The sequence below is a fragment of the Gordonia sp. (in: high G+C Gram-positive bacteria) genome (assembly GCF_047602025.1).
In the GTDB taxonomy this organism is placed as follows: domain Bacteria; phylum Actinomycetota; class Actinomycetes; order Mycobacteriales; family Mycobacteriaceae; genus Gordonia.
The window spans coordinates 2,519,469-2,533,544 of record NZ_JASGII010000001.1; the positions used below are offsets into that span (position 1 = coordinate 2,519,469).

Genomic DNA, 14,076 nt, shown 5'->3' on the forward strand with positions numbered 1-14,076 from the left:
ATCCGCCCCCGTCGGCTGGGCGGTGCGTGCTACTAATCTGGGCAGGTTGAGGAGCTTTCAGAAGGGAACGCAGTGCGCAGGGTGGTCACGACTATGTCCCCGTTAAGCACGGGAAGACCGCTGACCAAAACGGCCGCAGCGACCGTAGTCGTGGCTGGAGCAATAGCGCTGGCGGGGTGTCAGGACAGCGCCGCCAAACAAGGCAGGCCCTTCGAGATCCCCGGCCTTCAGACCTTCGACGAACATCGCTTCAGTGCCGCTGAGACCAGCGCGTTCAGCAGGAGGCTTCCGGACGAGCAGTTCTTCGAGCGCTACTTTCCACCACAGGTCGACGAAGCGTATCGATCGGTCACGATGGATCTGATCAAGGAAAGCGTCGACAGCGCCACGCGGCACGGTGGTTGCCTGGCCATCGGCAAGGCCCGACATCAGGATGGCTCCGTCAAACCGTACGTAGTGGGGTACGACAACCCGGCGATGTGTCCTCGATGACTATGTACCGCGACATCAACGACAGCATGGCGGACATCGACGGCGCCTGGAGATGCCGAGCGTGACGCCACTACAGATTGCTGGTGGGGTAGCGCTGATAATCTGGCTCTGCTCATTTTCCATCGTGAACCTATTCGTTGAAACCATCCTTGACCGCAAGGCAATGCTTGTTCTGATCCCGCTTACCTTTGCCGTCTCAATACTTGCGTGTGTTCTAGAGGGGTGGCGCGCGCTAGTCGTCACCTGGTTCGTGTTTGCCGCTGCCGTCGGGCAACTGAGCTTTGATTCCCGCTATGAAATAGCGCGAAGGCGTGCTGACAGGCGACGGAATCGGGAGTTGCGCGCCGCTGAGGCCCGGCGATCGGCGAGCGTGCCGCGCCGCGAAAGTCCACTCTCGCGCTGGCGTCAGAATCGCGATACCGGTAGATGAGCGGAGCAAGGTGCCCAGGGGTATCCGAAGACCCCGCGCGACAACTATCGAAAGGGCTGATCGATATGGAGCTCCAGCCATGCTGAGGCTGAGGATCGCCAGCTTGGTCGTCGCCGACGCCGCTGACGTCCAGCCGTTTCATTCGATCTACCTTGTTGACGATGATGGCCGGCAGATACCACTCTTTGAGGGTGTTCTCGACTTCGACGACTTCCACGAATGGTGCGTCGAGAACGAAGAATCGATCAAAGCCGAGACCTTGCCTCCTTTTCCGGTACGTCGCGATGAGTCACTGAGCGCGGCCTACCAGCGGGCACAGGAAGCCGCCCCGTACACCGGCCTAGAGGTCGCAGACGATGATCCGGACTTCCTGTATGAGGTTCTCGTCGACGAGTGGGGTGAGGCACACACGCTGGCTTGGTCCCGCGAATGGAAGTTGCCCGGCATTTCAATGGGCACCGGGATCGACGGCCCGGAAATCTCCTGCGAGCCGAGGCCTCCCGACGACGATGAAGCGTTCACGGGTGCCGAGTGGCGTTGGCGCTACTACCCGGTCAACCTCCATGAATTCTTCGAGTGGTTGCGGACAGAGCACGGGAGCACGCGTGTATATACTGCGAATTGAGCGCATAGAACGAGCTGATTGGTCGCCAACCTCGGTGCCGACCGCCAGCCTGTACCTCCTCAGTGAGAGCGGCAGTCGTGTCCCGCTATTTACTGGGGAGCTCGACACCGACGTCTTCACTCGCTGGTGCCAGCAGAATCGAGACGCACTTTGCTCCGAGGAACCACCCTTTGTGGTGATGAAGACGGAATCGCTCACACATGCCTACCGGAGAGCCTTTGACGCCGTGCCGGATATCTGGGTCGACACACCAGCCGACGATCCGGCGGCGCGAGAGTTTGAGGCGGTCGAGCGTTGGGACCGTTCCCATCGCCTGAGAAATGCGGCGGTGCGGGGGACCGTCCTCCCAGACATCAGCATCGGCAACGGCTCGGACGGCCCAGAGATTTCTTGCGAGCCACGAACGTGGGTTCAGGGATCGACCTACTTCACCGGCCGTGAATGGGCATGGCGACTGGCACCGCTCGATCTACACGAGTTCTTTGCGTGGCTGGAGGGTCGAAGCTGAACTGGGACAGCTAGACCCTCCAAGGTCAGGCATCCTCACCGTCGAAGGGGTCTGGCGTGCGCTCAGCGAGGTCGTGCCCTGCGTCGGTCAAGATGTACCAAATGCCCGTGCCCTCCATTCCGGGGTCCAAGGGGTAGTCGTCCAGAAAGGAGCGAATTCGCTCCATTGCCATGATCGCCTCGCCAGGCCAAGGGTTGAACTGTCCTGCACCCGGGTTTCCGACCACGACAAGCCCCTCGCTGAGCAAGCGGTCGAATACCGCGTCGAGGATCCGCCGCGCGTGGTGGGTTGAACCAGTCACATACTTAACTGCGCCGTACAGGAAGTAGATCGGAACCTCGTCCTCGATGGCATAACTCAGCGCGATGTCGAAGACTTTCGCCTCATCTGGCTTCATCAGGCCCCTTGGTCCAGGACTTGCCCACGCCTACGCGGGACGGCTCCGGAGGTAATTCTGGTAGATGCCCCGAAATTCGTGAGCCTGGCCTGAGTAGTACTCGAAGTCATCATCTGACTCATTGGGGCATCGAGAAGGCGAGGAAGCGACCCTGTCGAGAGCTTCCAGCAACTCGGGCCATCGGTTCAATCCGGAAAGCCCTTTATACATACTGGCCTCGAACTTCCGATCGGCGTGGCTTTCGTCGAGGCCGTGATGGGCGAGTGCTTCGTCAATCATTCTTTCGAAAGTCTCCTGAGACGCCCACCACGTCAACTCGTCCTTCATCGGGCGCTCACCAAGTTCGCCCAGGTAGATCGCATACATTAGAACCCTCCCTTTCGATCCTCGCCTGATTCGACCCGGCTACCGCGTGCGCGACGGCTCTAGCCCAGCCGCTCCCGCAGTGTCGCGACACCGGGGCCGGAGAGCGCCGACGCCGCGTCACGCCGGCCCGCCATGGCCAGCAGGATCGCCTCACCGGTGCCGGTCACCTCTGAACCGCGCCCGGCGGCCCAGTCGATGTCGTCGGCGACGAGCCGCAGGCCCTTGATGCGGCCGCGGGCACCGATCGGCGGTGCCATCCGGGCGAAGTTCAATGCGGGGATCAACCGCTCGGCGGGGATCTCGCGCGGCCGCCCGAGCGGGCGTCGAATGTCCTGCTGGTGGACCATGCAGTCCAGCAGCGCGATGCGGGAGCCGAAGGCGGTCGGCAGGCCACTCGGCGTGAGGTGGCCGTCGAGCAACTCCAGCAACTGCTCCGGCCCGACGCCGCTCATGGCGGCGAGGCCATCGGCGTTGGCCCGGTCGAAGCGCCCCAAATTGCGCGCGAATCGACCGAGCATGGCCGGCACGGTCAGCTCGTCGTAGCTGAGATGGTGGGCCACGACGTCGCGCACCGACCAACCCTCGCACAACGACGGGTAGTCCCATTCGGCAGGCGTAAGCGTGGCGAGGAACTCCGCCAGGCTGGCCCGCTCGTCGCGGGCGAGCGCCTTCACGCTGAGCATGGTCAGGTGCCGCGCGGGTCGCGCCCGGTCCAGGCGATCAGGTCCTCGGTGGGCGTGGCGTCGGCCGGCGCCGGCTTGGCCGCGTCGAAGACGCCGGGGCGTCGCGCCGCCTCCTCGGGCACGTACTCGAACATGCCGCGGATGAAGGCGATCGCCCCATCCGGGATGGTGACGGACTGCCCGGTCGCGGTACCCAGGTCCCAGCCGTGCAGGTAGAGGTCGGCCGCCGGGAACGCCAACCCCTCGCGAACCGACCGCCGACCCATCGGGCTGTCGACGACCCGATCCAGATCGACGTCGCCGGCCAGCACCTCGTAGGCCTTGCCCGCCTGTTGCTGCCACCAGAAGGCCGGATCACCGTCGACCGCTTTGGCCGGCGGATCAAACTCGACGGGATCGAAAGGCGCCTCCGACAGGATCAGCGCACCGATCCGCGTCGTCTCCCCGACGTGGCCCAGCACGTCGAGCGCGGTCCACCCGGCACAGGGCGACGACCGCCGCCATGCACCGTCGGGCACCGCTTGGACTATCGACCCGAAGAAGTCCAGGCCGCCCTGGTAGATGTCAAGAACGTCGTCGGCCATGATCGGCACCTTCCGTCGCGGGGTGTGCTGCCCAGTATCCCCGCGTGGTCGGACAATCGTCGGCGGTCAGTATTCCTCGGCGAATCCGGGGTTGCAGCGGGTGGCGACCATCTGGTCCTCGGACACGACCGGACGCGTGGGCTCCAGGTTCCACGACGACTTGTCGGGCTGGACCGCCCGGGCCCAGATCCAGTGACAGTCGAACTGGGCCCGCATCCCCGGCGTGCGCGCGGAGTATTGGCCGTAGCCGCTCGACCTCTTGACGACCTCGCGCCACGCCTTCCCCTGCGCATCCGCCGTCGTCACGCGACGACCGTTAGGCGTCGGATAGACCTGCAGGCTCGGGCCGACGGCAGTCTCGACCCACTCCGTGTGATCGATGTACGGGGGTGGCAGGTACACGACCGAGGTGCTCGGCGAGTCCGACTCCGCGTCGGCGGTCGTGCTCACCGTCGTCGGCTCGGGTGCAGCGCGGTAGTCGTCGGCATCAGAACCACACCCGACGACGGCGGCCAGCACCAGCGCGGCGACACCGCCGCAGCCGAGCGTCCGACGAACGGCCGGCATCACGCGGGCACTTGGCCGTGTGCGCGCATCCACGCTTCGCGGCGCTCGGGGTACGGGTCGCTCACCATCCGCGAGTGGACGTCGAAGACCATCGTGTCGCGGTGCTCGGCGGTGTACCGCGTCCACTGCAACTCCGGCTGGCTGGTCCGCGCGAACGTCGACCAGTGGCCCTGCATGACGCGGGTGATCTTGCCGGTGTTGCGCCAGTCGCCGGCGGCCAGGCCGGCGCCGAAGGACCGGAACATGCCGAAGACCGGGAAGAGTTCCATGGCGTGCGTGGCCCGCATCCCGGTGGCACGCAGCACCTTGGTGTCGAAGTCGTAGCGGTACACGTAGGTCGGGTTGCCCGCCGCCGCGTGCCCCTCGATGAACGGGACCGCCGGCCCCCAGAACACGGAGTCGCCGAGCATGTGCACCGGGTCGCCGCCGCGGTGTCCCACCCGGTAGGCCTCGACGAGCTCGGTGCGGCTCGCCGGGTCGGGCACGCTCACGAAGACTTCTTCGCCCGTCGGGAAGACCCCCTCGAGCGAGTCACGGTTGTTGCCGGGCAGCAGGCTCATGCCCTTGGTGAAGAGGTTGGCCTCATCGCGGTTCGTGCCGATGATCAGCGGCACCGGGTGGGTGTTGCCGTGGCGGGCGGCCTGGTTCGGCTCCTCCGGCAGGTAGTCGGTGCCGAACGTCGGGCCGAAGGGCAGGAACTCGCCCAGTCCGGACTGCGGCGTGTACGCGGTCAGCTTCTTGCCAACCTTGTGCAGCACCTCCGGCGACGCGCTGTGCAGCAGTTCAAGTGCGCGCGACTTCTCGATCGGCGCGCCACCGGAACCCGCTCGGTAGGAGCGGTCGGCGAGCATCTTCACGAACTCGCCTGCGAGGTGGTCGGCGGTGTCCTTGGACAGGTTCAACTCGTTGGCCGGGCTCTGCGCGATCGCCTTGTGGAACAGGCCCTCGGCCGCCGGCGTGGCGAGCAGGGCGGTAACCGCGGACCCGCCGGCACTCTCGCCGAAGACGGTCACATTGTCGGGATCGCCGCCGAAGGACGCGATGTTGCGCTGCACCCATTCGAGCGCGGCAACCTGGTCGCGCAGGCAGAGGTTGTCGTCGATCTTGCGGCCCGGGCTGGAGAACTGGGAGAAGTCGAGACACCCGAACGGACCGAAGCGGTACTGGATGGTCACGACGATGACGCCGCCGGCCTTCGCGAGCAGGGCGCCGTCGTAGAGCGGGGTCGCCGTCGCGCCCAGCAGGTAGGCGCCGCCGTGGATGAACACCATGACCGGTCGCGGCGTCGCGGAGATGCGGTCGGGGGAGAACACGTTGAGCGTCAGGCAGTCCTCGCTCATCGGCTGGAAGCCGCCGGCGCCGGTCGCGGTGTAGAGCTTGTCCTGGATCTCGGCCTTGCCGTAGCGGTTCGCGAGGAACTTGCCCTTCAGCGGCGGAGCTGGCTGCGGCGCACGGAAGCGCAGCGGGCCGACGGGCGGCGCGGCGTACGGGATGCCCTTCCAGCTGATCGTGCCCGCGCGCAGGCGCTTGCCGCGAACACCGACCACCAGGCCCTCGGCCGTGGCGATCAGATCATTCATCGATGTCATGGTTCTCCAGGGTAGCCCTCCTAGAATCGATGTTCGTGGGCAGCACCATCGATTTGAACGCCGATCTGGGCGAGGGCGTCGGCGACGACGAGGCGATGCTCGGCGTCGTGACCAGCGCCAACATCGCCTGCGGTTTTCACGCCGGATCGCCGACGCTCCTCGCCCGCACCTGCGGCCAGGCGCACGAGCGCGGCGTCGCGATCGGCGCCCAGGTCTCCTACCCCGACCGGGAGGGCTTCGGCCGCCGCTACATGGCGATGGACCCGGAGGATCTGCGGTCGGACATCGTGTACCAGGTCGGCGCCCTCGCGGCGTTGGCGTCGGCCGCCGGATCCCGCGTCACCTACGTCAAGCCGCACGGCGCGCTCTACAACACGGTCGTTGCCGACGAGGAGCAAGCGGCGGCGGTCGTCGCGGCGGTGCGGTCGGTCGATCCGGGGCTGGCGGTGATGGGACTGCCGAATTCCCTCGTCCTCGCGCTCGCCCGCGACGCCGGACTGCCCGTCATCACCGAGGCCTTCGCCGACCGCGGCTACCGCCCCGACGGCACCCTCGTCCCGCGCACCGAGGCCGGTGCGCTCCTGACCGATTCCGCGCAGATCGCGCGACGGGTCGTCGAGCTGGTCACCACCGGGACGCTGACCGCCGTCGACGGGTCGGTCATCACCGTCGACGCGGAGTCGATCTGCCTGCACGGGGACACCCCGGGGGCGGTCGAGCACGCGACCCGCACGCGCGACGCACTCCTGGCGGCGGGCGTGAAGATCGCGCCGATCAGCCGCGACTGACGCCTCCCGCGAGGGGATTGTCATCGCGCGTCGACAATCGGCCACGCGCGACGCGAATCCACACGCGCGAGCTAGGCCTGGCGACGCTGGCGGGCGAATTCGGCGAGCACTACTCCCGCGGCGACCGAGGCGTTGAGGCTCTCGACGTCGCCGGCCATCGGCACGGCGAGGACCGAGTCACAGGTCTCGCGGACCAGGCGCGACAGCCCTTTGCCCTCAGAGCCGACGACGATCACCGTCGGACCGGTGCCGTCGTAGTCGTCGAGGCTGACCGCGCCCTCGGTGTCGAGGCCGACGATCTGTGCACCGGTCTTCGCCCACTCCTTGAGGGTGCGGGTCAGGTTCGGCGCCTGGGCGACGGGCAGTCGGGCGGCGGCGCCGGCACTGGTGCGCCAGGCGACGGCGGTGACGCTCGCGCTGCGCCGCTGCGGGATCAGCACGCCGTGGCCGCCGAACGCGGCGACCGAGCGGATGACCGCGCCCAGGTTGCGCGGGTCGGTGATGTTGTCGAGTGCGACGAGCAGCGGCGGCTCGCCCGAGGCGATGGCGTCGGCCATGACGTCGTCGGGGTGGGCGTAGACGTACGGCGGCACCTGCAGCGCGATGCCCTGGTGCAGGCCGTTCGACGACATGCGGTCGAGCTCGTTCTTGGTGACCTCGAGGATCGAGATGCCCTTGGTGCCGGCGAGCTGCACCGCCTCGGTCACGCGTTCGTCGGCGGGACCGCCGCTGACCAGGTACAACGCCGTCGCGGGGACGTCGGCGCGCAGGCACTCGACGACGGGGTTGCGCCCGAGCACGTACTCGGCGGTGTCCTCGTCGCGGCGCGAGCGACGACTCGCGGCCTGCTTCTGCTGGGCGTTCTTGCGCTTGTGCGCGACGTGGTAGACGCGGTCCTCGGCCTTCGGCGTCGCACCGCGGGCCTCCAGGCCACGGCGGCGCTGACCGCCGGACCCGACGGTCTGCCCCTTCTTGGTGCCCGACTTGCGGATCGCGCCCTTGCGCTTGGAGTTGCCGGCCATCAGGCTTCACCTTCCCTCAGCGCCCACTGCGCCCCGTCGGGGGTATCGGTGACCTCGACCCCGGCCTTGGCCAGTCGGTCGCGCACCTCGTCGGCGACCGCCCAGTCCTTGTCCGCGCGAGCCTGCGAACGACGGTCCAATTCGGCGCGCACCAGCACGTCGAGGGCCTCCATCGCCGTCGCGTTCTCCTGCGCCTGGGCCCAGTTCGACGCCATCGGGTCGACGCCGAGGATGCCCATCATGGCGCGGACCGAGCCGGCGATCTTCACCGCCGCGTCGCCGTCGCCGTTCTCCAGCGCGGTGTTGCCGGCGCGCACGGTGTTGTGGATGACCGCGAGCGCGGCGGGCACGCCGAGATCGTCGTCGAGGGCGGCGGTGAACTCGGGGTCCACCTCGCCCACGGTCACCGCGCCGACGCGGGCGTCGACGCGCTGCACGAAGGACTCGACGCGGCGGTAGGCGGTCGCGGCCTCGGCCAGCGCGCCGTCGGAGTATTCGAGCATCGAGCGGTAGTGGGCGCTGCCCAGGTAGTAGCGCAGCTCGACCGGGCGCACCTTGCGGAGCATCTCCGGGATCGCGACGACGTTGCCGAGCGACTTGCTCATCTTCTCGCCGCTCATGGTGACCCAGCCGTTGTGCAGCCAGTAGCGTGCGAAGGGGTCGCCGGCGCCGTGGCTCTGGGCGATCTCGTTCTCGTGGTGCGGGAACACCAGGTCCATGCCGCCACAGTGGATGTCGAACTCGGGGCCCAGCAGACTCGTCGCCATGGCCGAGCACTCCAGGTGCCAGCCGGGTCGGCCCGGTCCCCAGGGGGTGTCCCACGACGGCTCGCCGGGCTTGGCGGCCTTCCACAGCGTGAAGTCGCGCGCGTCGCGCTTGCCGGTGCCGGCGCTCTCGCCCTGGTGGACGTCGTCGAGCTTGTGCCCGGACAGCGCGCCGTAGTCGGGCAGGCTCTGCACGTCGAAATAGACGTTGCCGTCGGCGACGTACGCGTGGCCGCGGTCGATCAACCGCTGCATGTACCCGATCATCTGCGGGACGAACCCCGTCGCGCGCGGCTCGGCCGACGGCGGCAGCACGCCCAATGCGCGGTAGGCGTCGTCGAAGGCCCGTTCGTGCGTGGCGGCCCACTCCCACCAGGGGCGGCCGGCCTCGTCGGCCTTGCGCAGGATCTTGTCGTCGATGTCGGTGACGTTGCGGACGAAGAGCACGTCGTTGCCCTGGTGGGCGAGCCAGCGGCGCAGCACGTCGAAGGCGATTCCGCTGCGGACGTGACCGATATGCGGCACGCCCTGGACCGTCGCGCCACACAGGTAGATCGTCACCCGTCCATCGACGAGGGGACGGAACTCGCGCACCTCGCGGGCGGCGGTGTCAAAGAGGCGGAGGGTCACGACGCGCAATCCTACCGGCCGCGGTCGGCGCCGCGCCCGGCCTCGGTGACCAGCGCGGTGGCGACGGCGGCGATGCCCTCGCCGCGCCCGGTCAGGCCCAGTCCGTCGGTGGTCGTGGCCGAGACCGACACCGGTGCGCCGAGTGCCTTGGACAGCACCGCCGACGCCTCTTCCCGGCGCGGCCCGATGCGCGGACGGTTGCCGATCACCTGCACCGATCCGTTGGCCACGGCGAACCCGGCCTCGGCGACCAGTGTGGCGACGTGCTCGAGCATCTGTACGCCGGAGACGCCGTCCCACTCGGGCCGACCGGTGCCGAAGACGCTGCCGAGGTCACCGAGCCCGGCGGCCGAGAGCACGGCGTCGCAGAGCGCGTGCGCGCCGACGTCGCCGTCGGAGTGGCCCTCGCAGCCGTCGTCGTCGGGGAAGTTCAGGCCGACCAGCCAGCAGGGCACACCCTTGGCGATCTTGTGCACGTCGGTGCCGATGCCCACCCGCATGTCAGTCCCACCCTTTCGCGATGGCCCGCGCCAACCGCAGGTCCCACGGCGTCGTGATCTTGAAAGCGTCGGGGTCGCCCGCGACGACGTGCACCGCAATCCCGGCGCGCTCGGCCAGTCCGGCGTCGTCGGTGGCGACGTCCCCGGCGTCGGCGTAGGCCCGCGCGAGTGCGTCGGCGTGAAAGCCCTGCGGGGTCTGGATCGCGCGGAGCACCGAGCGGTCGACTGTTTCCAGTACCTGCTCTTCGTCGTCGACGCGTTTGAGGGTGTCGACGACGGGCAGCCCCGGCACCACCGCTTGGTGCCCGGCGCGCAGCGCCTCGACGACGCGCTCGAAAACGGCGGCGGGGGTGAACGGGCGGGCGGCGTCGTGGACGAGCACGAATTCGCCGGTGGCGCGGGCCAGCCCGGCGCGCACGGAATCAGAGCGCTCGGCACCGCCGGCCACGACGTCGACCGCACAGCGCGATCCGGTCAGTTCGGCACGAGTCTGCTCGATCAGCTCTTCGGGCACGACGACGACGATGCGGTCGAGCCCGACGTCCGACGACTGCACCGCGGCGAGCGTGCGGGACAGGATCGTCGCACCGGAGAGGTCGACGAAGGCCTTGGGCCGGTTCTCGCCCAGCCGGGTCCCCGACCCGGCGGCCGGGACGATGACCGAGGTGGACAAGTGGCGGTGCGCCTAGGAGGCGGCGGCCAGCACCTCGTCGAGAATGCTGGAGGCCTTCTCGTCGTCGGTGTTCTGCGCGAGGGAGAGCTCGTCGACGAGGACGCGGCGCGCACGGGTGAGCATGCGCTTCTCGCCGGCCGACAGTCCGCGGTCCTGCTCGCGGCGCCACAGGTCGCGCACGATCTCGGCGACCTTGATGATGTCGCCGGAGATCAGCTTCTCCTGGTTGGCCTTGAAGCGGCGGGCCCAGTTGGTCGGCTCCTCGGTGTGCGGCGCGCGCAACACCTGGAAGACCTGGTCCAGGCCCTCCTCGCCGACAACGTCGCGGACACCGACGTATTCGAGCTTGGACGAAGGGATCTGGACGGTCATGTCACCGTCGGTCACCTTCAGTACGAGGTATTCGACCGGCTCGCCCTTGATGGTGCGAGTGACGATGTCCTCAACCCTCGCGGCACCGTGGTGGGGGTAGACAACGGTGTCGCCGACTTTGAAATTCATGAACTTAGCGCCCCTTTCAACTGAGGCAAGTCTAACACGCGGGTCAGACACCCCTTTCACGAAGGTGCAGGTCAAGGGGGTGATCAGACCCCTTTGTGCTGGCCAGGGGGACTATCGGGGGCTACTACGGACTGTGGTAGCGCCCACACCCGACGACGATTGTGGGGCGCGCACCGACGACGGCGGCACGATTTTTCGACGAATCTCGCCACCCCGGGGGACGGAACCGGTCCACGCCCACTACGCTGCGTAGTGAGCGTTCCGCGACCGATGTGCCGCAGTGAGCGCGATGAAGCCCCACCAGCTGGAGGATTACGGTGTCCCTGCTCTCCCAGTCCGCACTCGTCAAGTCCGCGCTCGCCGTCGCCATCGGCACCGGCGTGATCGTCTCGGCCTCCGCCTGCGGTTCCGGCCAGGTCTCCCAGACCGCGACGCAGGCCGCCGCCGTCAACGGCGCCACCGTGCGCGAGGGCTCGATCACCGTCAACGACGCACAGATCGTCTACCCCGACGGCGACTCCGCCGCGGCCTTCGCCGCGGGCGGCCCGTTCAAGCTGGCCTTCGTCATCACCAACGAGGACCCGGTCAACGTTCTCAAGCTCGACTCCATCGAGGCGCCGACCGGCACCGTCACCCTGCCCGCCGACACCGACGTGAAGCCGGGCTTGGCCCTGCGCGCCGGCAAGCCCGCGGGCATGACCCCCGCCGAGGGACAGAAGCAGCTCGACGTGACCTTCAACGGCGCCGGCAAGACCGTCGCGCCCGGGCTCACCGTGCCGCTCACGTTCAACTTCACCCAGGCCGGCAAGCCGATCAAAGTCGTCGTCAACACCCCGGTCGACGTGGGTTCGCTGGCCGAGCGCAAGGACAAGGACCCGGCCGACTCGGCCGAGAGCGGCCACTGAGCGATCCGCGTCCGACCCGCGCTCTAGGCTGACCGCGTGGCAGCCAAGACCCGAGCGGTATTCCGGTGCAGTGCCTGTGGGCACCAACCCGCCAAGTGGGTGGGACGCTGCCCGGAATGTGGCGAATGGGGCACCGTCGATGAAGCGGTGGCCGCTGTCGCCGCCAAGGGGCGCACGACGGCCGGCGTCGCGCCGAGCAGCCCGGCCAAGCGCCTCACCGAGATCGGTTCCGAGGCGGCGGCCGTCATCCCCACCGGTATCGGCGAGTTCGACCGCGTCCTGGGCCGCGGGGTCGTCCCCGGCTCGGTGATCCTGCTGGCCGGCGAGCCCGGCGTCGGCAAGTCGACGCTGCTGCTGGAGGCCGCCAAGCACTGGGCGCGCGGCGGCCGCAAGGTCCTCTACGTCACCGGCGAGGAGTCGGCCGGGCAGGTGCGGTTGCGCGCCGAGCGCACCGATGCCGTCGACGAGAACGTCTACCTCGCCGCCGAGTCCGACCTGGGGACGGTGCTGGGGCACGTCACCGAGGTCGATCCGACGCTGTTGATCGTCGACTCGGTGCAGACGATGGTCGCCGGCGACTCCGACGGCGTGCACGGCGGCGTCACCCAGATCCGCGCGGTCACCACCGCGCTGGTCTCGCTCGCCAAGAACACCGGCGTCGCCGTCATCCTCGTCGGCCACGTCACCAAGGACGGCGCCGTCGCCGGGCCGCGCTCGCTCGAGCACCTCGTCGACGTCGTGCTGAGCTTCGAGGGCGACCGCCACTCCCCGCTGCGGATGGTGCGCGGGGTCAAGAACCGTTTCGGCGCCGCCGACGAGGTCGGGTGCTTCGAGCAGCGCGACAACGGCATCCACCAGGTCACCGATCCGTCGGGCATCTTCTGGCACGAGCGCGCGGGCGACGTCACCGGCTCGGCCGTGCTGGTCACGATGGACGGCAAACGCGCACTGGTCGGCGAGATCCAGGCGCTGGCCAACCCCGCCGAGATGAACAACCCGCGGCGCGCGGTCTCCGGCCTCGACAGCGCCCGGGTGGCGATGGTCCTCGCGGTGCTGCAGGCGCGGCTGGGGATGAAGGACCTCGGCAAGTCGGAGGTCTACACCTCGACGGTGGGCGGCATGAAGGTCACCGAGCCGGCCGCCGACCTGGCCATCGCGATGGCGATCGCCTCGGTGGCGAAGGACGCCCCCATCCCGTTCGACACGGTCGTGATCGGGGAGGTCGGGCTGGCCGGCGAGGTGCGCCCGGTCGGGTCGCTCACCCGACGGGTCGCCGAGGCGAAGCGGCTGGGCTTCCGCCACGCGGTCATCCCGTCGTCGGGCGCCGACCGCGAGGAGCTGCCGAAGGGCATCCGGGTCAGCCGGGTCGCGAACCTCCTCGAGGCCGTCGACGCCTGCCTGTCCGGCGGCAAGCCGTCGTTCGACTTCTAGGGTTACGGGCTCGAGTACTTGCTCCAGTGCTCGCCCGGACGCTGCGCCTTCGCGACGTGCTCGGAGAAGTGCTGGCGCGGGTCGATGCCGACGAACAGCGCGCGGCTGCGGGCCACCGGGTCCGTCGGGGCGTCGGGGCCCTCGATGTAGGCGGTCGCGCTCGTGTAGATCTTGCGCCGCTGCTTGCCGAGGATCTCGGCGGTGAACCGCAGCGACGAGTCGATCGGGATCGGCTTGGCGAAGTCGATCTCGAGGTGGCCGGTCACCACCGGGACGCCGCAGAGCAGGGCCGTCGTGCCCATGACTTCGTCGAAGGCCGCGGAGAGGACGCCGCCGTGGATCACGCCGGGACCGCCCTCCATCCACTGGCGGACGGTCATCGTCGCGGTCGACGTCAGGCCCTCGCCCGCGGTCACGGCGACGTGCAGTCCGTTGATCGCGTCGTCGCCGCAGCCGTAGCAGAGGGCGTGGTGGTAGCGCATGATCTGACCCGGCGGGGAGACCTTCGGATGGCGCGTCAACGGCTCCAGGTCTTCGGGTACTGCAAAACTGCCACTCATAGACCGATACTCTAGTTTCGTCACTTCTCCCCCACGGTGTCACCCACACCCCTGAGCCCCT

General features: G+C 68.5%; 18 protein-coding genes. 6 read left to right on the plus strand and 12 right to left on the minus strand.

Annotated elements, in window-relative coordinates:
• The first annotated feature begins 150 nt into the window (after window positions 1-150).
• The 3 genes from QM728_RS12665 to QM728_RS12675 all read left to right on the plus strand — a co-directional run bounded on the left by QM728_RS12665 (window position 151) and on the right by QM728_RS12675 (window position 2,055).
• The gene (locus QM728_RS12665; protein ID WP_415032362.1) at window positions 151-492 is read left to right on the plus strand and encodes a hypothetical protein; all 342 of its coding nucleotides are present in this window, start codon (window positions 151-153) and stop codon (window positions 490-492) included.
• Window positions 493-1,025: 533 nt separating this feature from the next.
• Window positions 1,026-1,547 carry a hypothetical protein gene (locus tag QM728_RS12670; protein WP_415032363.1) on the plus strand — a complete coding sequence of 174 codons (522 nt, stop codon included), beginning with the start codon at window positions 1,026-1,028 and terminating at the stop codon, window positions 1,545-1,547.
• A 178-nt stretch (window positions 1,548-1,725) separates the two neighbouring features.
• Window positions 1,726-2,055, plus strand: coding sequence for a hypothetical protein (locus QM728_RS12675; protein ID WP_415032364.1), 330 nt, complete (start codon window positions 1,726-1,728; stop codon window positions 2,053-2,055).
• Between the two features lie 25 nt (window positions 2,056-2,080).
• On the opposite strand, the gene QM728_RS12680 is transcribed toward QM728_RS12675, so the two are convergent.
• From QM728_RS12680 to QM728_RS12705, 6 genes are all read right to left on the minus strand, one after another.
• Window positions 2,081-2,452, minus strand: a complete 372-nt coding sequence (locus QM728_RS12680) for a hypothetical protein (RefSeq protein ID WP_415032365.1) — start codon at window positions 2,450-2,452, stop codon at window positions 2,081-2,083.
• Window positions 2,453-2,482: 30 nt separating this feature from the next.
• On the minus strand, window positions 2,483-2,818 hold the full coding sequence (locus QM728_RS12685) for a hypothetical protein (protein WP_415032366.1): 336 nt from the start codon (window positions 2,816-2,818) through the stop codon (window positions 2,483-2,485).
• A 59-nt stretch (window positions 2,819-2,877) separates the two neighbouring features.
• Window positions 2,878-3,501 (minus strand): maleylpyruvate isomerase family mycothiol-dependent enzyme, encoded by a 624-nt coding sequence (locus QM728_RS12690; RefSeq protein WP_415032367.1) that lies wholly within the window; start codon window positions 3,499-3,501, stop codon window positions 2,878-2,880.
• A gap of 2 nt (window positions 3,502-3,503) precedes the next feature.
• Window positions 3,504-4,085, minus strand: coding sequence for a TIGR03086 family metal-binding protein (locus QM728_RS12695; protein ID WP_415032368.1), 582 nt, complete (start codon window positions 4,083-4,085; stop codon window positions 3,504-3,506).
• A 66-nt stretch (window positions 4,086-4,151) separates the two neighbouring features.
• A complete protein-coding gene (locus QM728_RS12700; RefSeq protein WP_415032369.1) occupies window positions 4,152-4,652 on the minus strand; it encodes a DUF2599 domain-containing protein in 501 nt (166 codons plus the stop codon).
• A complete protein-coding gene (locus QM728_RS12705; RefSeq protein WP_415032370.1) occupies window positions 4,652-6,232 on the minus strand; it encodes a carboxylesterase/lipase family protein in 1,581 nt (526 codons plus the stop codon). Before QM728_RS12705 ends, QM728_RS12700 begins: the two co-directional genes overlap by 1 nt.
• A gap of 44 nt (window positions 6,233-6,276) precedes the next feature.
• On the opposite strand from QM728_RS12705, the gene QM728_RS12710 reads away from it, so the two are divergent.
• The gene (locus QM728_RS12710) at window positions 6,277-7,029 is read left to right on the plus strand and encodes a LamB/YcsF family protein (protein WP_415032371.1); all 753 of its coding nucleotides are present in this window, start codon (window positions 6,277-6,279) and stop codon (window positions 7,027-7,029) included.
• A gap of 71 nt (window positions 7,030-7,100) precedes the next feature.
• Here QM728_RS12710 and rlmB read toward each other — a convergent pair whose 3' ends face one another.
• From rlmB to QM728_RS12735, 5 genes are read right to left on the minus strand one after another with little or no spacing between them, the layout of a single operon-like run.
• Window positions 7,101-8,051: a 23S rRNA (guanosine(2251)-2'-O)-methyltransferase RlmB gene (gene rlmB, locus QM728_RS12715; RefSeq protein WP_415032372.1), complete on the minus strand. Its 951-nt coding sequence runs from the start codon at window positions 8,049-8,051 to the stop codon at window positions 7,101-7,103.
• A complete protein-coding gene (gene cysS / locus QM728_RS12720; protein ID WP_415032373.1) occupies window positions 8,051-9,445 on the minus strand; it encodes a cysteine--tRNA ligase in 1,395 nt (464 codons plus the stop codon). Before cysS ends, rlmB begins: the two co-directional genes overlap by 1 nt.
• Before the next feature lie 11 nt (window positions 9,446-9,456).
• On the minus strand, window positions 9,457-9,945 hold the full coding sequence (gene ispF / locus QM728_RS12725; RefSeq protein WP_415032374.1) for a 2-C-methyl-D-erythritol 2,4-cyclodiphosphate synthase: 489 nt from the start codon (window positions 9,943-9,945) through the stop codon (window positions 9,457-9,459).
• Between the two features lies 1 nt (window position 9,946).
• On the minus strand, window positions 9,947-10,618 hold the full coding sequence (gene ispD / locus QM728_RS12730; RefSeq protein ID WP_415032375.1) for a 2-C-methyl-D-erythritol 4-phosphate cytidylyltransferase: 672 nt from the start codon (window positions 10,616-10,618) through the stop codon (window positions 9,947-9,949).
• Window positions 10,619-10,630: 12 nt separating this feature from the next.
• A complete protein-coding gene (locus QM728_RS12735; RefSeq protein WP_290719040.1) occupies window positions 10,631-11,119 on the minus strand; it encodes a CarD family transcriptional regulator in 489 nt (162 codons plus the stop codon).
• A 317-nt stretch (window positions 11,120-11,436) separates the two neighbouring features.
• Between QM728_RS12735 and QM728_RS12740 the strand changes: the two genes are divergently transcribed.
• Together QM728_RS12740 and radA are read left to right on the plus strand one after the other, a co-directional pair.
• Window positions 11,437-12,024: a hypothetical protein gene (locus tag QM728_RS12740; protein ID WP_415032376.1), complete on the plus strand. Its 588-nt coding sequence runs from the start codon at window positions 11,437-11,439 to the stop codon at window positions 12,022-12,024.
• A gap of 36 nt (window positions 12,025-12,060) precedes the next feature.
• Window positions 12,061-13,455, plus strand: a complete 1,395-nt coding sequence (gene radA, locus QM728_RS12745) for a DNA repair protein RadA (RefSeq protein WP_415032377.1) — start codon at window positions 12,061-12,063, stop codon at window positions 13,453-13,455.
• A gap of 2 nt (window positions 13,456-13,457) precedes the next feature.
• Here radA and QM728_RS12750 read toward each other — a convergent pair whose 3' ends face one another.
• The gene (locus QM728_RS12750; RefSeq protein WP_415032378.1) at window positions 13,458-14,015 is read right to left on the minus strand and encodes a PaaI family thioesterase; all 558 of its coding nucleotides are present in this window, start codon (window positions 14,013-14,015) and stop codon (window positions 13,458-13,460) included.
• Between the last annotated feature and the right edge of the window lie 61 nt (window positions 14,016-14,076).